Genomic DNA, 20,850 nt, shown 5'->3' with positions numbered 1-20,850 from the left:
CGTAGCTTACGGGCTCTTAAACAGAAAAAGCGCACAAGGGGCACAGCCCTTGGCGCTTTTTTTAGAAATCGGCGTCGTATATTATCTCAGCATGATGGAACCGCCGTCCACCATCAGCGTTTGGCCGGTCATGTAATCGGAATCGGAGCTGGCCAAGAACACGGCCACGCGACCGATATCCTGCTCGGGATCGCCCATTTTTTTGAGCGGAATCTTATCGACCATTTCTTGATACGCTTCCGGAAAGGCCTGCTTCCACTGCTCTACGCCAGGCGTCAGCGCGATCGGACTGATCAGATTGACATTGATGCCGTCCGCTCCCCACTCGTTGGCAGCCACGCGTGACAGTCCCCGGATCGCTTCTTTCGCTGCGGCATAGGAGGCCTGGTTCACCATGCCGGACAGTCCCGCACCGGATGCAAAGTTGATCACCTTGCCCTTGGCTGCTTTCAGATGAGGATAACATTCCTGCATGAAAAAAAACGTCGGATAGAATCCGGTATTGAACGACAATGCCAACACTTCATCGGTTGTTTCCACAATGGGTACCTGCTTGGACACATGCGCGTTGTTGACGAGAATATCCAGTCTTCCATAGGTGCTCACAACGTCATCCACGATACCTTTAATCGAGGCTTTATTCGTAATATCGCCGTTAATAAACATCGATTCGCTATATGCCCTCAGCGCTTTCTCCGTTTCGCGACCCTTATCCTCATTCACGTCCACGATGACGACCTTGGCGCCTTCCTTGGCCATGGCCAGAGCCATGCCGCTGCCGATTCCGCCGGCACCGCCCGTAATTATAGCTACTTTGTCTTTCAATTTCATGCTGTATACGCCTTCCTTCTCGAAAATGATAGCCTCACTATCAAAGATAGATCATTTCGCGGAAAATTTCAAATTTAAAGGATCCATGCAAAAAAAGCAAGCCCCTCAACCATGGAGGAGCTTGCCGCTTACGTGTTCGACAGGGTCAACTAAAGACCCGTGAAGCTATTCGTCATTAGCCGTTAACCAGCAGTTCTTTCAGCTGCTTGATCTGCTTGCGTTCGCCCGCAAGCACCAGCGTCGATCCCGCTGTCAGGATGTCGTCCGGACCGGGATTGATTTTCTGCTCTTTCTTGTTCACAATCGCTAATACATTAGCGCCAGTACGTTGACGAACCTGAAGCCCTGCAATAGATTGTCCCACGCATTTGTAATGCGGCTCGATTCGCGCCCATTCGATAATCAAATCTTCGAGCGTCACTTCGATGGTCTCCAGCGCTTTCGGTTTATACGTCATGCCGCCGATAATGCCTGCGATTTGTCTTGCCTCGTCATCCTCTAAGGTAATCTGGGAGATGGTCTCCTCAGGATCGTCATCTTCAAAGTGGTACAGTTCTCTGCGGCCATCGTCATGAATAACAACAACCAGCTTATCCCCTGATCTCGCCTGAATAAGGAACTTCTTCCCGATACCCGGCAGATCAGATTCGCGAATAATACTCATGTGTAAATCCTCCGTTCTGGGGTTAATTCAATCTCTAGATTATATAGATTAGTTGGAAGAAAGTAAATCATCCCGGGCTTCCCTATGCATTCCTTTTTTTCACTTTCTCCACTGGATCGCTCCATTTGAATATTTTATTCATTCCACGGTACACGCGCTTCGACTCTTTCGCCAGGAGTGGCCCAAGAATCGCGAGAATCAGAACATAGAGGGCCGAGAATGGTTTCAGCATAGCGGACAGTCCGCCGGCGAGTCCCAGATTCGCAACGATAATCGTAAACTCCCCGCGCGCCATAATAGTCAATCCGATGTTAAGCGACGATTTATGCGATAGTCCGGCCTTGCGTCCCGCTATCATGCCTGCGACTAGGTTGCCGATTATGGTCAGTACCACAGCGCCAAGAGCCAGCCATAACGCATTCCCCAGCGTGGTCGGATCGATGCCGAGACCGAAGCTGAAGAAGAAGATCGCTCCAAAGAAATCACGGAAAGGTATGACCAGCTGCTCGATCCGTTCGCTATGATCCGTCTCCGATAAAGCCAGTCCGAACAGCAGCGCGCCGATCGCTTCAGCTACGTGCAGCGTCTCCGAAAACCCGGCAATAAAGAACATGGACGAGAACACTACGATAATGAAAATCTCGCTGGACGTAATATTCAGCAATTTGTTAAGTATGGGCGGACCTTTTCTCGCAATAACAAAGAACAACAGCATGTAACCTATGGAAATGCAAACCGAGAGGATCGTTGCTCCTATCGATGTTGCCCCGCCTAACAGCAGTCCCGACATAATCGATAAGAACACGGCAAGGAAAATATCATCGAACAAAATCATGCCGAGTATGAGTTCCGTCTCCGCATTCCCCGTGCGCCGCAGATCCACAAGCACCTTAGCGACGATGGCGCTGGAGGAAACCGACAGCATCCCTGCAATGATCAGCGTCTCGTACAGAGGCATGTTGATCACGAAACCGTAAGCCACACCCAGCACGAAGTTTAATACTACATATACGGTTCCGCCTACCACAATGTTTCGTCCGGACTTGATCAATTTTTGAACCGAAAATTCAAGACCAAGGTAAAAGAGCAGGAATAGAATACCGATCTGTCCCAGAAAATCGATGATCCCCTGGCTCTCGATGAACTTAAAGTCAAGAATCCCTATCGTTGGTGCATGCGGACCGACAAGCATCCCAAGCACAATCAAGAACGGTATGATCGAGAACTTGAGCTTTCCAGCAATTACGGAGGCTATAGCAACCAGAATCAGAGCAGTTCCAACCTCAAACATCATATGGTCCATAGAAGACCTCCTCCTCCTCAAATTTGACTTCTGGCAATCATTACTATTATACATAAAAATGCATACATTTACAAAGGAACTGCAATATATTTGCTTGATTGCCTTTTATGCAGGAAATGGCGTCATTTAAAAACAGGCTTATTTTTATTAGCGATTTCATTGTTTCCAAAAAATATAAAATCTATCCACAATCGCATTCAAGCTTCATTTAATGAATAAATATACACATTACTGCATACAATACCAGGTAAAAAAATCCATTATTTTAAGCAGCTTATTCAATCTCTCCCTGGTTTTCGTTTTTCTTATGCGCACGAAAAAAAGCCCCGCGGCTGCAACTGCGGGGTTTTGCTTCTTCTTTGCACTATTATTTAAACCAGCCTTTTTCCTTAAAACGCGTGATCGCTTCGATCCGGTTGCTGACGCCAAGCTTATCGAGAATAACGGAAATGTAATTACGCACGGTTCCCGTGGTTATAAACAGCTGATTGGCAATTTCCTTCGTATTCTTGCCGTCCGCGATGAGGCCCAGCACTTCCTTTTCCCGCTCCGTCAGCGGATTCTCTTCACCGGAATACGCTTCATCCACCAGCTCGGAGGCGTATATGCGCCTGCCTGCCATAATGCTGCGAATGGACGCGGCCAGCTCCTCGCTTGGGCTGTCCTTCAGCAGGTAAGCGTTGGCCCCCGCTTTCACGGCACGCTCGAAATACCCGGGCCGGGCAAAGGTCGTCAAGATCATCACCTTGCAGCCATAACCCTTGATCTCCTCGGCGGCTTCAAGACCGTTCATGATCGGCATCTCAATATCCATGATGCAGATATCCGGCTTATGAAGTTTGACAAGCTGTACGGCATCCTTGCCGTTGCCCGCCGTCCCGACCACCTGCATATCCTCTTCCAGATCCAGCAGTGAGGCCAGGGCTCCAAGCAGCAGCCGCTGATCTTCGGCAATGACGATTCGGATCATATTCCCGCCTCCTTATCCGGCATTCTGAGCACATTAGGGACTCGAAGGACAAGCGTAGTCCCCTCGCCTGAAGTAAACTCCATGCTTCCGTTCACGAATTCTAGCCGTTCTCTCATTCCCCGCAGCCCGTTGCCGCGGTTTTTCGCGTCCGTGACGAACCCGGTTCCATTGTCCTTCACCCTGGCAATCAGATCCGTTTCCGTGGATTCGATCACAATGGAGCAGGTCGTGGCATTGCTATGCTTCACGATGTTATTCACTGCCTCTTTCAGGCACATGCTGATCACGTTTTCGTTCATTAACGACAGATTCTCCGGCTCCACCGTCCCCTCAAAGGTCAACTCAATCTGAGCCGCCTTCAAGATTTGCCGAATACGGAAGATTTCATCCGCAAGCCGGGTCCCCCGCATCCGCGTCACCATCTCCCGCACTTCCTTCAGTGCGGTTCGGGCTGTCTGACGGACATCGTTGATCTCGGCTTGGGCCCTCTCCATATCCTGTTTCATCAGTTTGCCGGCCAAATCGCTTTTGAGGCCAATAAGAGACAGCTTTTGTCCCAGCGTATCATGCAAATCCCTCGCAATGCGCTGGCGTTCCTCCAGCTTCACCAATTCCGAAATCCGTTTGTTGGCATCCTCCAGCTGGCCCTGCAGCTGATCGTTCTTATTTCGGTTATAGTTTGTCACAGGGAGCAGAATAACGCCTACCACGCTCACAAGCACGAACGGCAGCTGCGTGATAAAGAACGGATTCCGCGTTAACAATCCATAATTGACCGTAATGATGGTCGTAACCAAGTGGATGGAGTACAGCGTGATAAACCCGGCCTTATTCTTGATGTTCCCGATGAAGAAGGCGAGGAACAGCGAGAAATAGATATATCCGAATACCACGGACATCGTAACCGATATTAAAATTTGCAGACTCGTCCAGAAATAGACGAGCCAGCCTTTGGACAGAAATGACAACACATAGAAAGCGAAGAACATGACGATCATCAGAACGCCGATCACGATCTGATAGGTCGAGGTCGAGCGAAAGATGAAATAGAACGGAAGGATGTAGAAGACAACCCATACGTAAGGGCTCAGTCCCGTGCTTTTATGAAAGATCTGATACCATTTCTGCATGGAGTCCCACCTTCTGTCGGTTCAAGCTTCATTCATTTACTAGCCTTAGCGAATCCGTGCTCCATTATTGCAGCATGACTCAGCGGCCTATTCGCCCTGCACTCTGGGTCTTGGGCTAGACAGGTTCTTCTCCGCCTTCGTCAATGCGGATTCATGCGGTTTAAGAAGCGACTTACGCGCTTCCTTAAAGGTGACAAACACCTTTTTCTCTTCGTCCCACAGACGGAAACGAATGGACTTCAAACTGGTCTTCAGCGTAATCGTGGTTGCCTTCTGCAGCGGGGGAGCGGCTTCATGCGCCTTCTCCAAGTTATAGTTAGGCACCTTCGGGCTCAAATGGTGGACATGATGGAAGCCAATGTTGCCCGTGATCCATTGCAGAACCTTCGGAAGTTTGTAATAAGAGCTGCCTTCTACGGCTGCATTGATATAACTCCACTCTTCATCATGCTCATAATACGTTTCCTCGAATTGATGCTGCACGTAGAACAACCAAATGCCAAGCATCCCGGAAACCATGAAGATCGGAGCTTGAACGAGCAGAAATGCCTGCCATCCGATCGCCCAGCACAGCAATGCATACAAAGCGACAATCAAAATATTCGTTGTATAGTTACTGATCTTCTCCTTGCGTCTCGCGCCTTTGCGGTTGAAACGATAGGAGATCAGAAATATGGCGATGGGACCCAAACCGAACATCACGATCGGGTTGCGGTAGACGCGGTAGTACAGACGCTGCCAAAAGGAAGCTGCCCCATATTCTTCAACGGTTAATACCCACATATCGCCGATTCCCCGCTTATCGAGATTGCTGCTCGTCGCGTGATGAATCGCGTGAGTGTTCTTCCATTGCTCGTAAGGGCACAGCGTAAGCACGCCCGTAATCGTGCCGAGAATTTTGTTAGCCTTGCGGCTCTTGAAGAAAGATCCGTGACAGCAGTCATGGAATATGATAAACGTCCGGACAACAAACCCCGAAGCAATCACGGCTATGGGAATGGTTAGCCAGTACGATACGGATAAGCTTAAATAGGCTGCATACCATAGCAGTATCAAGGGAACCAGTGTATTGAAAAGCTGACCTATACTCGCCTTCGTGTCAATTTCTTCATAAGGGGCAACGTTCTTTTTCAAGCTGGACAATTTGTTATCGGGCTTAGCCATAGTTGTCTTCCTCCTCGAAATGAAGCGCAAGGACGTTATCAAGTTATCACGCACTTGTCTAAATTAAGTATATATAGGATGTCATGCGCGTCGTAGTCATAAACGTCATTTCGGGAGTATGACAAATATCATATATCGGTGCGGGAATCCGCCGGGAACCGCAGTCCGATCTGGCTTCTGGCTTCCTGCATAATTTCGGCCGTGATGAGCGAGTTGGCATGGGTGTTGATTGAACTTTCCCGTTCGCCGCACCGGATCAAATCGATAAATTCCCGGGCCTCGTAATACATCGATTCATGCGTTTGCAGCTGGGTCACGTTCTCGACGGTGCCGTCTCTGTAGCGGATCTTCACATCGTACGGCTGATTGATTTTGTCGATGATCATCGTGCCGTTCTCGCCCTGAATTTCGGTTGGAGCGGAGGAATCGCTGATTTTGGAATGCATGATGACCGCATCCATCTCGGGATAGGACAACAGAAGACTGCCTTCGCCGTCAACCCCGGAAGACAGCATGTAGCCGGAAGCCTTCACCGTGTCCGGTTTTCCGAACAGGGTCACCATCGGGTACAGGCAATAGATCCCCAAATCCATCAAAGAACCGTTGGAATATTCAGGGTTGAACGCATTCAGCACCGTCCCCTGCTTGAACGCGTCATAACGGGAGGAATATTGGCAATAGCTCGCAAAATAACGCCGTATCGGGCCCAGCTTGTACAGGTTGTCCCGGACGGTCTTGAAGTTCGGCATCAGCGTCGACTTCAATGCCTCCATCAACAGAACGCCATTGTTCTTCGCGGCTTCGATCATGGCGGCCACTTCGACCGCGTTGGAAGCCATCGGCTTCTCGCAGAGGACGTGCTTCCCGTGGTTCATGCATAATATCGCCTGGTCCACGTGATAGGAGTTCGGACTCGCAATGTATACCGCATCAATTTCGTCATCCTGCACCATCGCCTCAAGATCCGTGTAGACCTTGGGATCCGCGTACTTGGCCGCAAAAGCCCTGCCCTTCTCTTCCGTACGGGAGTATACGGCAGCCAGAATAAATTCTTCCGTCTCCAGTGCCGACTGGAGAAACCTCTCGGTGATCCAGTTTGTGCCGATAATGGCAAAACGGATGTTCATCCCTTATCCCTTCCCTTCTTCTTTTTATTCCTGTTTGATCTTTGTCGTTGGCTTACATCCATCCTTCAAAAGCCGAAATTCGTTCGCGTGCCGAATCCGGAATCGGCGTACTCTTGCCTGAAGCGGTCTCGATGAGCACGATGGTTCCGCGACCGGCTGCCTTCAAGGCGCCGTCCACTACGATCGCATATTGAATGTCCATGGAAGATCGTCCGATCTCAGCCACCCGCACATGAAGCCTAAGCGGGTCCTTCAGGTACATTTGCGCCAAATACTGGCATTCGAGATCCGCAACAACCGACACCTTTTGATCGCCGAACAGCTCGTCGGTCAATCCCAGATTCTCGAAATATTCAATGCGTCCCTGCTCAAAATACATGAAATAACTGACGTTATTGACATGACCCAGCATATCCGTTTCGCAGTACCTAATCTTTATCGGAATGTCAAAGTGAAACGTGTCCAGCCAGGACTTGGGATCCGGTTGTATGAAGGTTGTTTTTTTCATGATGAGTCCCCTTTCTCTTTATAAGAGGGAAATGTATGTACAATGCTAAACCAGTCTTCTACAGGATAATGAATACCCGCTGCGTCCGTCAACTAAATAACCAAATGATGGATATTCTCCTGGATTGGCTTAGAATATGGCTCTGAATTCATTTCCCTCCCATAGGTTGCCACCCTTAGAAGCGATCCATGAAAAAAACCATCCGCCCCCTGATTTAGAATCACGGGTGGGATGGTCTCGATAGCATGAATGGAACTAGCTGGGTCAAATCATGTCCCGATTCGTCATCAATGTCTCTTCTTATAGTAGGTTAAGGCCAGCGCAAGCGCCAGCACCGAGCCCTTGACGATATCCATCGCATAATACGGCACCGACAGCATGATCAGACCGTTTTGCAAAATACCGATCAACACCGCGCCGACAAAGGTCCCGAGCGCGTTCGGCTTGCCGGCTCCGAAGACGGAATATCCGATGAAAGTCGCGGCAACGGCATCCATGAGATAGGGTCCGCCGGAGTTGACCTCGGCCGTCATGACGCGAGCCCCGAGGATGATGCCGCCGACAGCGGCAAACAATGCGGAGACCAGATAAGCGATCAGACGGTATTTACTCACCGGGATCCCGGATAGAGCCGCCGCTTCGCGGTTGCCCCCGATCATGTACATGTACCGTCCGTGTTTCGTATAGGTCAGGAACAGATGGACCACGAGGACCACGAGAACCATAATGATAATGATCCATGGCACCTGCCCGATCTTCTCGAACAGCGCCGGGATTTTACCGGTGGCAAAGTCCCCGCTCGGCATGATCATATTCTGGGAGATGGTAGCGCCCCGGGTATACGTCAGGGCAACGCCCTGGAAGATAAACATCGTCGCCAGGGTCATCAGCATGTCGTCGATCTTGAAATTGATGACCAGAAACGCGTTGATCAGCCCGACGGCCAGGCAGAACAGCAGCGTGAGGCCGATGCCGATGCCGATGTTTTGCCCGTGCCAAACGAACATGGATATGACCAGCGCGTTTGCCAGGGAGGCCGTCGAGCCGACGGATAGGTCAAAGCCGCCAACGGCGAGCGATACGGTCAAACCTACGGCAATGATCGTCACGATCGAGATCGAACGGAGAATGTTAATAATGTTGCTTGTATTCAAAAAGTTGTCGGCAACGGTCCCGAAGACGAGAATAAGTACGAATACCGTAATCAACGTGCCGTATTTATATAGAAAATCGAATGCGAAGCTAGCCGCCGGCTTCTCCTTAACAGGTCTTGCTGTATTCATGTCAACCCGCCTCCTGTGCAGTAAAGCAATAATTCCTCTTCATTCGTTGACCGCGTTGTCAGCTCCTTCGTGATGCGGCCGTCATACATCACATACACCCGGTCGGTGATGCCCACGATCTCGGGCAGCTCGCTCGTAGCGTACAGCACGCATTTCCCCCGCTTGGCCAGCTCGGCCACCAGCTTAAAAATATCCCGCTTCGCGCCAACGTCAACGCCCTTGGTCGGTTCATCGAAAATATACACGTCCGCGTCGGCCAGCAGCCATTTGCCGATCGCCACCTTCTGCTGGTTGCCCCCGGACAGGTTTCTCACCCGCGCTCTCTCGCTCGGAGTTTTGATCCCGAGCGATTCGATCATCTCTCTCGCCGCCTGTTTCTCCCTGCCAAAGCTTAGCCAGGAACCCCATTTGGAAAATTGGGACAGCACCGCGGCCGTTAAATTGACGGACACCGGCTCTTCCACGAACACGCCTTCCCGGCGGCGCTCCTCGGGTACGAGCGCAATGCCGTTCCGCACGGCATCATGCGGCGAGCGGATGCGCAGCTTTTTTCCATCCAGTATCATCTCGCCGGTTGACGTGCCGGAAGCCCCGAATATCGCCCGGCACAGCTCGGTTTTCCCGGCCCCGACAAGGCCTGCCAAACCGACGATCTCCCCTTGGCGGAGGCACAGATCAACGCCGTTGATTTTGCCCGGGTCGTACATGCCCTTTACCTCTAACCGCGCAGGACCGATGTCTCGCTCGATATGGGGAAACTGCTGATCCATCTTGGAGCCCAGCATGTATTCCACCACTTTTGGCTGATCGATATTCGCGATGCGGTCGCTCTTCACCAGCAGACCATCCCGCATGATCGTGATGTCGTCGCAGATTTCGTACAGCTCCGGCAGCCGGTGCGATATGAAAATAATGCCGACTCCGTCCTGCTTCAGCTTGCGCACCAGCTTGAACAGCTGCTCCGTCTCGCTATGGCTGAGCGGCGCGGTCGGCTCGTCCAGCACCAGAATGCGGCACTGCTTGGAGACGGCTCTGGCGATCAGCACCATCTGTTTCTCCGCCAGCGTCAGCTCCGAAATCAGCTTTTTGACCGGGACCCGGATATTCATCCGCGCAAGAATCGATTCGGCTTCCCGATGGAGCTCCTTCCAGCGGATCAAGTGCCGTTTGCCCATATCGTGAACGGTCCGGTCGAGCATGATGTTCTCGCCGACCGTCAGGTTCGGAATGAGCGCCGTATCCACCTCTTGGTAGACGATCTGAATGCCCAGGTCCTTTGCTTCCTTCGGTGAACGGATGTCTGCCTTGCTCCCATTGATCCAGATTTCGCCCTCGTAATGGGTATACGCTCCCGATAGGATCTTCATTAAGGTAGACTTTCCCGCGCCATTCGCTCCGATCAACGCATGAGCCGTCCCCGCGGTCGTCTGAAAATCAACATCGGTCAACGCCTTAACGCCTGGAAAAGAGATCGATATGTGCTTCATTTGAAGTAAGGGTGCCGCTCCCGAATTGTCGGTCGAGCTGGCAGTTGTTGGCTCCATCACGCTTCGCAAGTGTATTCTTCCCTTCAAATAGGATAGGGCGCCCCTATCGATGACCGACAAGAGCGCCTGTATGAATATTGCTGTTTATTTGCCGCCTGCTTCTTTCAATGCCTTCATCCAGTCCTCTTCGAATTCCGTGCTTGTTCCCCAGCTCGGGATAATATCCGCCAGGTTCACCATGTTGACCGCTTCGGTAGCACCCTCAAGGCCGGAGCGCTCGATCAATACAGGCTCCAGATTATACGTAGCAGGTGTTTCCTCGCCTGCAATCTTCTTCGCCAGCAAACGAACGTTGATGGCGCCGATCATCTTCGGATCGACGGCTGCGGTAGCCACCCAAGGGCTGTCCGGTTTCTGGATCAGCTCCAGGTCCGCGTTGGATACGTCGATGCCGTAAATCTTAACCTCGCTGCGTCCCGCTTCCTCCAGTGCTCTGGCCGCGCCGATGGCGAATGCATCCCAGGTTGCGAAGATTGCATCGATTTCGCCCTTCGGATATTTCGTCAGGATAGCGGATACCGCGTTTTGCGTTTCCAAGGAAGTCTGGTCACTCGCTACGCCGAAACGCTCCACTTCCTTAATGCCCGGGTTGTTCTTCAGCGTTTCCTGGTATACTGCATTACGACGCACCATCGGCGGGAAGCCGTCTACCCAGAGGTAAACGATGTTGGCCTCCGGCCCTTGCTCTTCAATCAGCTTGTCCAACGCCAGCTTCGCGAGCTGCTCGTCATCCTGCGATGTCTGGGTCACCCCTGCAATGTCACCGATCTCCGGCAAGGAGTCGAAGGTGACGACCGGAATTCCCTTTTCGGTAATCTTCTTCACGTCCTGAACCGATGCAGGATCGTCGCCATGCGATATGATAAATCCATCGTAGTCGCTGTCAATGGCTTGGGCGATCGCATCATGGAATTTGGCGGAGTCTCCGTTCGCCGAGAAGGTATCCACCTTAAACCCGAGTGCCTCGCCTTCCTGCTTCGCCCCAGCCAAAAATTGAGCCGTATGGTCATCGCCCCCGATTTTCCGAACGACCATCAGTTTCACCGGATCCTTCTCGGCAATGCCTGCCGGCAGGTTCTCGACCTTGTCCGCCAGATTGCCCGACCCGCTGCCGCCGCCGCTGCCCGATTCGGCGCATCCGGTCAATACGATCACAAACGCCAGCGCCAGCGCCGATAATTTCCTTACATGTTTCATGGCTTTCATGTTCTCTCTCCCCCTGTTTTCCGTAAAAAAGACGAATATTAATTAATACAAGTAATCCTATAGGATTTAAAAAGAGGCGTCAACCATTATTTTTTCGCTTTAATGCATTACACCACATACGCAAAAAAAATGAAAGTGATTTCTAACATTTCTAATTGTATCGGCAGCCACGAACCCATATTTCATACCTATTGCCATTCTCATATAAAAAAAGAGCTCCGGGCACGACATTCGCGCCCAAGCTCTTTCCATTAGGAGCACGGATTCCGTGCATCCAGCGTTTGTTACATTCAGCTTCATTTCTAAACCAACCGTTAGCCCAAAGAAACGCCCATCGTTTCAAGCCAGGCCTTCGCGATCAAGCCGTGTCCGGCCGGTGACGGATGCACGCCGTCCGGCGCCCAGAAGGCAGCTTCGCGCCGTACCGACGCCGCAGCGAACAATCCGTCCAGCGGCACCAGCAGGGCTCCGTATTCCACCGCCAATTCGCGGACCGCCGTAATTTTCGGATCCAGATCCTCGCGCCAAGCTCTCCGATCCTCCGGATGAGGCAGCACGAACGGTTCAACCAGAATCAGCTTGGCGTCCAGCGCTTCTTTCGTCCGTTCGATCAATTTGCGGTACCCGGCTTTATAATCCTCGGTGCTTGTCGGGTCCCCGCTATCATATCGGCGCCAAGTGTCGTTGATTCCGATATAGATGGATACCCAGTCCGGCTTCAGGTCCAGGCAATCCTCCTGCCATCTGTTATTCAAGTCGACGACCCGGTTTCCGCTGATCCCTCGATTCAAAAAGGTAACGTTCAACTCAGGAAATTTCATGCCGAACAACGAGTCGATCAATAGCGGGTAGCCGTTCCCCAAGCTGCCGGAAAAGTTGCGGTCGCGACCGCAATCCGTAATGCTGTCCCCTTGAAATAATACGACATCCCCTTGCTGCAAACGATTCATTCCACTTCCTCCTCATCGGTATGTTGCTATTGTGCGTACACTTGGAAATTCGTAGGCTCATGTATCGTGAGAACGCTTCCTAACATTTAAATATTTGCCGTGCAGGGCCTCAATTCCTTTTTATGAGCACTGCAAATCGCCGATTCGGATCATTTTTTTGGATAAAAAAACCTGCCCCGACTCCGGTCGGGACAGGTTCTATTCGATTAGGCTCCGGTCGGCATGGCCACCCAGTGGCCCTCCGATACTTCCACAAGCTCGGAATGCTCCAGATTATATTTATCCTCTCCGGTGCGTTCTTCCAGCAGGACCCGTTTCTTCTTGGATTCGATCTTCGGATCGGGCACCGGAATCGCCGCGAGCAAGGACTTCGTATAATCATGCTGCGGATTGGAGTAGAGCTCCTCGCTTTCCGCGAGCTCGACGATCTTGCCCATATACATAACGGCAACGCGGTCGCTGATATGCTTCACCATCGACAGGTCGTGCGCAATGAACAGATAGGTCAAGCCCAGACGGTGCTGCAGCTCCTCCAGCAGCTTCACGATCTGCGATTGGATCGACACGTCGAGCGCGGAGAGCGGCTCATCGCACACGATGAATTTCGGCTCTACCGCCAGCGCCCGCGCAATCCCGATCCGCTGTCGCTGGCCGCCGGAGAACTCGTGCGGGTAACGCGTCGCATAAGCCGGATCCAGTCCGACCATATCCAGCAGCTCCTCGACCCGCTTCTTCCGCTCCTGCTTGCTTCCGGTTAACTTATGGACATCCAGCGCTTCGCCGATAATGTCCACGACCTTCAATCTGGGATTCAGCGAAGCATACGGATCCTGGAAGATCATCTGCATGTGGCGCCGCATGGCCTTCATTTCCGAAGGGGAGAGGCGATTCACGGACATCCCCTGATACAGCACTTCTCCGCCCGTCGGCTGATGAAGTCGAAGGATGGCTCGTCCCGTCGTTGATTTTCCGCTGCCGGATTCGCCGACGACCCCGAGGGTCTCCCCCGCCTGAATATGAAAACTGATATCATTCACCGCTTTAAGCACGTTCCCTTTGCCCATATCAAAATACTGCTTCAGGGATTTCACCTCTAACAGCGGTCCTTTATAGTCCGTGCTTGGCACGATGATCGGCGCCGGCTTCGCTTTCTTCTTCTCGTCGAGGCGCGGAAGCGCGTTTAACAGCTTCAAGGTATAGGGATGCTGTGGATTCTCGAAGATTTCCTCCGTCGTTCCCGTCTCCACGATCACGCCGTCCTTCATCACGGCCACGCGGTCGCACATGCCTGCCACGACGCCGAGATCGTGCGTGATCAATATAATGGAGGAACCGAAGCGCTCCTGCATATTTTTCATCAGATTGAGGATTTGGGCCTGAATCGTTACGTCAAGCGCCGTCGTCGGCTCGTCCGCGATCAGCAGCGCAGGTCGGCACGCCAGGGCGATGGCGATCATCACCCGCTGCCGCATGCCGCCCGAGAACTCGTGCGGGTATTGATTATACCGCGCTTCGCTGTTCGGGATGCCGACCAGCTTGAGCATTTCAAGCGCCTGCTGCTTCGCTTCCTGCTTGGACAGCTTCTGGTGTTTGACCAGACTTTCCGATATTTGTTCCCCGATGCGGATGGTCGGATTCAGCGAGGTCATCGGATCCTGGAAAATCATCCCGATATCGCGTCCCCGGATGCTTTCCATCTCCTTCTCGCTTTTCTCGGCCAGGTTCTGGCCAAGGAACAGGATCTCTCCATCCTTCATATAAGAAGGCGGGGAAGGCAGCAGCCGCATGATCGAGCGTGCCGTGACGCTTTTGCCGCTCCCGGATTCTCCGACGATTCCGAGAGTCTCCCCTTTCTTCACTTCAAAGCTGACCCCACGTACCGCGTGAAATTCTGAATCACGGGATTGAAAGGCCACGCTCAAATTTTTAACCTGCAATATCGGTTCCAACTCTGCTCACCTGCCATTATGCTTATGTCATTAAAGTAATATACTCTACAACTCTTATAATCTATTGACTTTTAAAATAGGCTAAAATAAAATATACTATATCACTCGGAATAATGCAATTTGAAACAAGGAGGAAAGGCACCTTATGGGGGGGACAGAAGCAGCAAGACCAAACAGACTCATAAGTTCGATAAGCAGCACATACAGTAAGATCCTTCTGAATCCTTCTTATAGATACTTACTATTATTACTGGGAGCGCCCGTGAATCTCGTGGTCTTCCTATTTTATTTGGTTCAGCGGAAGAAGGATGACTACGCGGCCGCTGAGAACCGCATACGCAGCGAGATGCTGGCCGCCGGATATCTGGAGGCCCTTCGCTCCGAGATGATGGAGCAGCAGAAACGCAAGCATGAGTTTTTCAAGCAAAAAATCAGCGAGGCTCAGCTCCGGCAGGAAGTCGACAAGATCGCAGAGGCAAGGTTCCGTGAAGTCCTCAAGGATCGGACCGCCAAGGACCTGAAGCTGAACAATCGCAAACGGCTGACTCTGGCCGATACGTTCGGTTCTCTCATCGAGAACCCGTTGTTCTTCATTATATCACTTATTCCGGGCTTGCTGATGTACATCCTTATTTTTTTGTACAGCAATCCCTATCTGAAATATATTTTGGAGAGACTCGTGATGACGGTATTCGTTATCTTTGGCGTAGCGGTCCTCGTCTTTACGATTCTTCACTTGTCGCCGTTTAACCCCGCGGCCAACATATTGGGCGAGACGGCAACGCCGGAACAGATCGCGGCTTTCAACAAAATGCACGGACTCGATCAGGGCTATCTGACGCAGCTGTGGAACAACATTAAAGGCATCGCATATTTCGATCTCGGCAAATCCTTCTCGGGCAACGAAGAGATTACCTCCAGCATCGCCAGAAAGTTTCCGATCACGCTGACCCTTACGGTCATTTCGTTGATCCTCGCGATTGCGATCGCATTGCCGATCGGGATTATCTCGGCCACGAGACCGAATTCGTTCTTTGACTATACGTTTATGTTCATCGCGCTGATCGGGCTGTCCATTCCGAACTTCTGGCAGGGACTGATCTTCATTCTGAATTTCTCGATCAAGCTGCAGTGGCTGCCCGCCACCTTCAATCCGGAGAACTGGCTGTCCATGATCATGCCGGTGATCGTGCTCGGGACGGGACTTACCGCTTCGGTGGCCCGAATGACGCGCTCCTCCACGCTGGAGGTCATTAATGAAGATTATATGATCACAGCCAGAGCGAAGGGGCTCGGCAAGCGCACCATTCTGATGAAGCATGCTGTCCGCAATGCCATCATTCCGATCATTACCGTCATCGGACTTCAGTTCGGCGGGATGCTCGGCGGTTCCGCCGTTACGGAGAAGGTGTTCAACATCAGCGGTATCGGCAGCTACATCGTGGATAAACAATTTATCCCTGACATCCCGGCCATCATGGGCGGCGTGGTTTACACCGCTATCACCATATCGCTGGTGAACGTCATCATCGATATCTTGTACGCATTCTTCGATCCACGGATCAGATCCAAGATGAAACAATACTAAAGCAGGTGTACTCATGATTAAGAAGCTTCTTTCCAAACAAGAAACCAAACACCAGCTGAAATCCTCACACGAGTACAGTCAAGCCAGCTTCACATGGGTTATCTCTCTGACCTTAACGGTGATCCTGCTTCTGAACAGCTTTGATTTCACTGGGGGAACCATTAAACCGTGGGTGTTCACCGCCTTTGCGGCATATGCACTGTTTACGATCATACAGATCATCATTACGCTGCTGATCCGAAGGGATCTTCAAAGGGACGGAGAAATCCGGCGCTCGACCAGGATCCTGGGTTACGTTCAGCTGCTGAGCATCGTTACGGGGAATCTGTTTACCGTCACGTTCGGTTTCAATCTGATCAAAAAACAGAAGCCTCCCGAATATACGATCGCCGTTTACATGCTGTTAACCCAGCTGTTTGCCATCGCGATATCGGCGCTGAATCTGTTCAAGCCTTACGTCTCGAATACGTTCCTGCCGGCCATGGCCGTGCTTTTGGTTATAGCCGTCATTCAGCTGATTGCGCTTATCCTCGTTGCCAGGTACGTAAAATCGAATTATGCGCATCCGGCATTGACCTGGCTTGCTTTTCCGATCATTCTGACTGCGGCAACGGGCAATATTTTTGCTCTGGTGCTCGGCATCAACCTTCTTGCGAAGATCCGCAAGAACGGCAATCCCGCGATGACCCGCTGGGGCGACGTATGGGTAAAGCTTACTGCCAATTCGACGGCCATGTCCGGACTGTTCTTCGTGATCTTCCTGTTCTGCCTGTCGGTGACCAGTCTGTTTACCTTCGATTACAGCATTGCGATCGATAACAACTACAGCGCCATCCTGCAGCCGCCAAGCCTGGCGTACCCCTTCGGTACGGACAACTTCGGCCGGGATTTGTTCTCCCGGATCGTATTCGGGGCCCGCATCTCGCTGATCGTCGGATTCGCTTCTACGGCGATTCCGGTTGTCATCGGCGGCATTCTCGGTGCCGTCTCCGGCTACTATGGCCGCCATACCGACAACGTCATCATGCGATTGCTGGACGTGCTGTACGCCATTCCGGGCATCCTGCTCGCCATTGCGATCATTGCCGCATTCGGAGCCAATACCGTCAACCTCATTCTGGCGCTCAGCGTAGGGGCTATACCGACTTATGCAAGAACCATGAGGGCGAATGTGCTCCTGGTCTCCACCTTTGAGTACGTCGATGCGGCCAGAGCTTTCGGCTCGAGCAATTTTTCGATTATTTTCAAGCATATCGTTCCCAACTCACTCGCGCCCATGATCGTCAAGTCGACGTTAACCATTGGTGCAGCCGTCATCTCGACGAGCAGCTTGAGTTATCTGGGTCTCGGCGTCGAGCCGCATATCCCGGAATGGGGGAATATCCTGAAGATCGGAAGCACGTACCTTGAGACGCATTCGTACCTGGCGATTTATCCGGGTCTGGCCATCATCGCGCTTGTCCTGTCCTTCAACTTTCTGGGCGACGGACTGCGGGATGCGCTCGATCCGAAGCTGGATTAAAGCTTTTCGTGCCATTGGCACACTAACATTGGTTTCAAAAAATATTTTATATATATACAACTCAGGAGGGTATCACCAATGAAAAAGAGTTCCTTGCTGTTATTGTTCCTCTCGCTGGTCATCGTACTGGCCGGATGCAACGTAACAACCAAAGATGATGCACAGCAAAATCAGCAAGAACCAGCGGATACAGCTACAGACACATCCGCTGTTAATATCGAACTGCTTGGCATGAGCTCTAACGAATCCGATGTCAACATCATTCGCGACCAGCTCACCAAGAACGGCTTCAACGTGAAGCTGAATCTGCAGCCGGACTACGGCAGCTTCAAGGCACAGCAGGATGCCGGCAATTACGACATCGCGCTGTCCAGCTGGACAACCGTAACGGGTAACCCTGACTATGCCGTTCGTTCCCTGTTCAAAACCGGCGGCGACTACAGCATTATGTCTGACGAGGAAGTGGACAAGCTGATCGACCAAGCGGCCACGCAAACGCCGGAAGACGCCGTTGAGACTTACAAGCAGCTCGAACAACGTCTGGTAACGGACAAAGCTTACATCGCTCCATTGTACATCTCCCTGAAGAGCCAAGCGTTCAACAAGGATGTGCTGGACGAGAATTCCGTTCGTCTTTCGAAATCCCGTTCCCTGCCTTGGGAAGCCGTTGATTTCAAAGACCAATCCAAGCGTGCGACGCAGCCGCTGATTCTGTCCCAATCGATCTCTGAACTGACTTCGCTTGACCCGATCAAGGGCAACGACGGTTCCATTAACATCATCAACACCAACATGAACGTACGTCTGATCAACCTGACCGATGATGACAAGATCACGTCCGAAGGCTCGCTGTCTTATAACCATGCCATCGGCGAAGGCAACTCGGAGTACTACTTCATTCTTAGAGACGACATTAACTTTGCAAAAATCACGAACAAAAAAGCGGAAGATTCCGGCGAGCGCGTAGGCGCGGACGATGTCATCTTCTCCATGAACAGAGCGAAAGACAAAAATTCGGTGCCTGATCATCGTACCTACACGCTTCACGAGCACATCAATACCGTTGAAGCCGTAACCGACCTGAGCGTGCTGGAAAACACCAAGGTTTCCGGCGGCAGCGAAAGCGTCAAGGAAGCGCTGGAAGCCGACTTGGATACCAAGATCGCTTCCCTTGTCGACGACAAGAATCAAGCAAGCACGAAAGACGGCAAATACCAAGTCATCAAATTGACGACAACCGAGCCGTTCCCGCAAGTATTGAACTACCTGGCTCACCAATCGGCCGGTATCGTATCGAAGAAGCAAGTTGAATCCATCAATACGTATGACGTTGAGAAATTCGACGTGAACAAAGACATTCCTTACGGCGACCAGAACACGGTAACCGAAGGCGATAAATACAACAACACGCTGTATGCAAGCGGTCCGTATATCCTGTCTTCCAAGAATGACTATGAAGCCACCTTCTTCAAAAACCCTGGCTACATGAAGGGCACGGAGCACGAACCGAAAATCGAGCAAGTGAAAGTACGCTTTATCAAAGATGCGGACAGCACGCTTTCCGCACTGCGCAGCGGCGAAATCCACCTGTACTACGGCGTGCCTGAAACGAAATACGACGTAGTGAAAGGCGACAGCAAGCTGAAGCTGCAAACGATCGAAAGCAACGCCGTATCCTACCTGCTGTTCAACACGAAGAACCGTGATGTGGCAACAAGCGACGATCTGAGAAGAGCGGTGCTCTACTCGATCAACCAGGATGAGATCCTGGCCTACTACAACAACAACAAAATCAAAGCCTACTCCACCGTCAGCCCAATCGTCAAAACCGGCAACGAGCTGGTAGCCGATCCGGCGAAGGTGAAGGAATTCTTGAGCGCATATAAAGCGAGCAAGTAAAAAAGAGGACGACATTAGCGAAAAGCTGATGTCGTCTTTTTTTGATGCGAGGTTTATATGCGCCACTTCTTGCTCCAATAGCATCGCAATGGAACGGGTAGTTCTTTGCATCGCTCCGCATGCGGATGATTCTTCCGATCTCTGTTGCCCCCAGATTTCTATGAATGAATGGGCCAAAGTAGAAATCCGGGGGCAAAGGAGACCGCTTCGCTTCTCCAGAATCATTCCGCCTTCTCCGCTGGAGCACTACCTTAAGTAGTCCGTTGTTAGCTCATGTTTCGATACATCTCACATTAGCCATAAAAAGGGACGAATGATAGCCGCGGCGCAGCTACTCTCGCCTTTTTTTTTGGGGAGGGGGGAGTGAGAGGAATCCCCCCTGTAATTAACATATACGGGGGGCTTACCAAGAATGATGCCTTGGATTACAGGCGCTTGATATCATCTACAAGCTCGGGCAAGCCCTCGCAGAAATAGTGATCGTCGCCCTCGTATTCTCGGGTGACAGCTTGGGGGAGTTGCTTCGCGTAGTGCTGAGCGTGCGCGAAAGGCACCACGGGATCGTGGCGGCTGTGGTACAGGTACAGACTGGATATGCGAGGCAGCATGGTGGCGAAAGAATCAGGCAATCTAAAATCTTCACTCCGCCAATCATCGTCTTTGCCCCAATAGGGGGCGGCGATCAAAAACAGTCCAGAGACGGTTAGCTGGCAGTCTTCTTCCGAAAGATATTTCAGTAGCACGGAGCCGCCGAGGGAATGACCTACCAGCAGCACCTCTCCATTCAATGCCTTGATTTCATTGGCAATCCGCGCTTTCCATAGAGCGTAATCCGGATCCGGCATGCCGGGAGATAAGACATGATAAGCTTCACCGAGCCGTTCTTGTAAATGGGCGATCAAGCCACTGCTTCCTTGGCCGTTGCCTTGCGGGCCGGCACTATGAATGAACAAAACTTGTTTTTTCATGATCCGTCTCCTTCCTGATCTTTGCTTATGGGTATGAGCATGTCCAACAGGATGTGTACCAACCTAGAATAACTGATAGCAGCATGCCGGACTTCTTTTCGTTTGCTGACATCTGACCCCATCCGACCCGTATCAGAAACTCTCGGCATACTCTTTATCACAGAATAAAGGTATGTCGATATCAAGGTGTCGCCCCCCGGGATCCCCGGCTTATGATGAAGCCGACAAAGAAATGGTTTGC

At 51.6% G+C, this 20,850-nt stretch carries 17 protein-coding genes; 3 read left to right on the top strand and 14 right to left on the bottom strand.

Annotation, left to right across the window (positions count from 1 at the left end):
• Positions 1–81: 81 nt before the first annotated feature.
• From M1D70_RS06165 to M1D70_RS06105, 13 genes are all read right to left on the bottom strand, one after another.
• Positions 82–831: an SDR family NAD(P)-dependent oxidoreductase gene (locus tag M1D70_RS06165; protein ID WP_456289432.1), complete on the bottom strand. Its 750-nt coding sequence runs from the start codon at positions 829–831 to the stop codon at positions 82–84.
• Between the two features lie 175 nt (positions 832–1,006).
• On the bottom strand, positions 1,007–1,495 hold the full coding sequence (locus tag M1D70_RS06160) for a cation:proton antiporter regulatory subunit (protein ID WP_009589718.1): 489 nt from the start codon (positions 1,493–1,495) through the stop codon (positions 1,007–1,009).
• Positions 1,496–1,577: 82 nt separating this feature from the next.
• Positions 1,578–2,798, bottom strand: coding sequence for a cation:proton antiporter (locus M1D70_RS06155; RefSeq protein ID WP_009589754.1), 1,221 nt, complete (start codon positions 2,796–2,798; stop codon positions 1,578–1,580).
• A 367-nt stretch (positions 2,799–3,165) separates the two neighbouring features.
• Positions 3,166–3,768 (bottom strand): response regulator transcription factor, encoded by a 603-nt coding sequence (locus M1D70_RS06150; RefSeq protein WP_009589720.1) that lies wholly within the window; start codon positions 3,766–3,768, stop codon positions 3,166–3,168.
• On the bottom strand, positions 3,765–4,898 hold the full coding sequence (locus M1D70_RS06145; protein ID WP_009589723.1) for a sensor histidine kinase: 1,134 nt from the start codon (positions 4,896–4,898) through the stop codon (positions 3,765–3,767). The genes M1D70_RS06150 and M1D70_RS06145 overlap by 4 nt, the downstream gene beginning before the upstream one ends.
• 87 nt (positions 4,899–4,985) lie before the next feature.
• On the bottom strand, positions 4,986–6,062 hold the full coding sequence (locus M1D70_RS06140) for a fatty acid desaturase (RefSeq protein WP_456289431.1): 1,077 nt from the start codon (positions 6,060–6,062) through the stop codon (positions 4,986–4,988).
• 128 nt (positions 6,063–6,190) lie between these two features.
• Positions 6,191–7,189 carry a Gfo/Idh/MocA family protein gene (locus M1D70_RS06135; protein ID WP_009589709.1) on the bottom strand — a complete coding sequence of 333 codons (999 nt, stop codon included), beginning with the start codon at positions 7,187–7,189 and terminating at the stop codon, positions 6,191–6,193.
• A gap of 52 nt (positions 7,190–7,241) precedes the next feature.
• The gene (locus tag M1D70_RS06130) at positions 7,242–7,697 is read right to left on the bottom strand and encodes an acyl-CoA thioesterase (RefSeq protein ID WP_009589756.1); all 456 of its coding nucleotides are present in this window, start codon (positions 7,695–7,697) and stop codon (positions 7,242–7,244) included.
• A 287-nt stretch (positions 7,698–7,984) separates the two neighbouring features.
• Entirely contained in the window at positions 7,985–8,980 is a 996-nt protein-coding gene (locus M1D70_RS06125) for an ABC transporter permease (protein WP_456289430.1), read from the bottom strand.
• Complete coding sequence (locus M1D70_RS06120) at positions 8,977–10,524, bottom strand: sugar ABC transporter ATP-binding protein (protein WP_050802779.1); 1,548 nt, start codon at positions 10,522–10,524, stop codon at positions 8,977–8,979. Before M1D70_RS06120 ends, M1D70_RS06125 begins: the two co-directional genes overlap by 4 nt.
• An 87-nt stretch (positions 10,525–10,611) precedes the next feature.
• A complete protein-coding gene (locus M1D70_RS06115; RefSeq protein ID WP_456289429.1) occupies positions 10,612–11,733 on the bottom strand; it encodes a sugar ABC transporter substrate-binding protein in 1,122 nt (373 codons plus the stop codon).
• A 314-nt stretch (positions 11,734–12,047) separates the two neighbouring features.
• Positions 12,048–12,683, bottom strand: coding sequence for an SGNH/GDSL hydrolase family protein (locus tag M1D70_RS06110; RefSeq protein ID WP_009589707.1), 636 nt, complete (start codon positions 12,681–12,683; stop codon positions 12,048–12,050).
• Positions 12,684–12,889: 206 nt separating this feature from the next.
• Positions 12,890–14,632 (bottom strand): ABC transporter ATP-binding protein, encoded by a 1,743-nt coding sequence (locus M1D70_RS06105; RefSeq protein ID WP_456289428.1) that lies wholly within the window; start codon positions 14,630–14,632, stop codon positions 12,890–12,892.
• 145 nt (positions 14,633–14,777) lie between these two features.
• On the opposite strand from M1D70_RS06105, the gene M1D70_RS06100 reads away from it, so the two are divergent.
• From M1D70_RS06100 to M1D70_RS06090, 3 genes are all read left to right on the top strand, one after another.
• Positions 14,778–16,220, top strand: coding sequence for an ABC transporter permease (locus M1D70_RS06100; protein WP_456289427.1), 1,443 nt, complete (start codon positions 14,778–14,780; stop codon positions 16,218–16,220).
• A 13-nt stretch (positions 16,221–16,233) separates the two neighbouring features.
• On the top strand, positions 16,234–17,742 hold the full coding sequence (locus M1D70_RS06095; RefSeq protein WP_009589698.1) for an ABC transporter permease: 1,509 nt from the start codon (positions 16,234–16,236) through the stop codon (positions 17,740–17,742).
• Positions 17,743–17,820: 78 nt separating this feature from the next.
• Entirely contained in the window at positions 17,821–19,641 is a 1,821-nt protein-coding gene (locus M1D70_RS06090) for an ABC transporter substrate-binding protein (RefSeq protein WP_456289426.1), read from the top strand.
• 425 nt (positions 19,642–20,066) lie between these two features.
• Here M1D70_RS06090 and M1D70_RS06085 read toward each other — a convergent pair whose 3' ends face one another.
• Positions 20,067–20,609: an alpha/beta fold hydrolase gene (locus M1D70_RS06085; RefSeq protein WP_456289425.1), complete on the bottom strand. Its 543-nt coding sequence runs from the start codon at positions 20,607–20,609 to the stop codon at positions 20,067–20,069.
• Positions 20,610–20,850: the final 241 nt, after the last annotated feature.

The organism is Paenibacillus sp. AK002, assembly GCF_053903045.1.
The sequence above is the reverse complement of the archived record's forward strand: the minus strand, read 5'-3'. Positions and strand labels throughout refer to the sequence as shown.

Excerpts from the sequence above, each read along its gene's own strand:
- M1D70_RS06115 (WP_456289429.1), bottom strand. The coding sequence starts at position 11,733 with ATGAAAGCCATGAAACATGTAAGGAAATTATCGGCGCTGGCGCTGGCG.
- M1D70_RS06160 (WP_009589718.1), bottom strand. The coding sequence starts at position 1,495 with ATGAGTATTATTCGCGAATCTGATCTGCCGGGTATCGGGAAGAAGTTC.
- M1D70_RS06085 (WP_456289425.1), bottom strand. The coding sequence starts at position 20,609 with ATGAAAAAACAAGTTTTGTTCATTCATAGTGCCGGCCCGCAAGGCAAC.
- M1D70_RS06145 (WP_009589723.1), bottom strand. The coding sequence starts at position 4,898 with ATGCAGAAATGGTATCAGATCTTTCATAAAAGCACGGGACTGAGCCCT.
- M1D70_RS06165 (WP_456289432.1), bottom strand. The coding sequence starts at position 831 with ATGAAATTGAAAGACAAAGTAGCTATAATTACGGGCGGTGCCGGCGGA.
- M1D70_RS06140 (WP_456289431.1), bottom strand. The coding sequence starts at position 6,062 with ATGGCTAAGCCCGATAACAAATTGTCCAGCTTGAAAAAGAACGTTGCC.
- M1D70_RS06120 (WP_050802779.1), bottom strand. The coding sequence starts at position 10,524 with ATGGAGCCAACAACTGCCAGCTCGACCGACAATTCGGGAGCGGCACCC.
- M1D70_RS06110 (WP_009589707.1), bottom strand. The coding sequence starts at position 12,683 with ATGAATCGTTTGCAGCAAGGGGATGTCGTATTATTTCAAGGGGACAGC.
- M1D70_RS06155 (WP_009589754.1), bottom strand. The coding sequence starts at position 2,798 with ATGGACCATATGATGTTTGAGGTTGGAACTGCTCTGATTCTGGTTGCT.
- M1D70_RS06135 (WP_009589709.1), bottom strand. The coding sequence starts at position 7,189 with ATGAACATCCGTTTTGCCATTATCGGCACAAACTGGATCACCGAGAGG.
- M1D70_RS06090 (WP_456289426.1), top strand. The coding sequence starts at position 17,821 with ATGAAAAAGAGTTCCTTGCTGTTATTGTTCCTCTCGCTGGTCATCGTA.
- M1D70_RS06125 (WP_456289430.1), bottom strand. The coding sequence starts at position 8,980 with ATGAATACAGCAAGACCTGTTAAGGAGAAGCCGGCGGCTAGCTTCGCA.
- M1D70_RS06130 (WP_009589756.1), bottom strand. The coding sequence starts at position 7,697 with ATGAAAAAAACAACCTTCATACAACCGGATCCCAAGTCCTGGCTGGAC.
- M1D70_RS06150 (WP_009589720.1), bottom strand. The coding sequence starts at position 3,768 with ATGATCCGAATCGTCATTGCCGAAGATCAGCGGCTGCTGCTTGGAGCC.
- M1D70_RS06100 (WP_456289427.1), top strand. The coding sequence starts at position 14,778 with ATGGGGGGGACAGAAGCAGCAAGACCAAACAGACTCATAAGTTCGATA.
- M1D70_RS06095 (WP_009589698.1), top strand. The coding sequence starts at position 16,234 with ATGATTAAGAAGCTTCTTTCCAAACAAGAAACCAAACACCAGCTGAAA.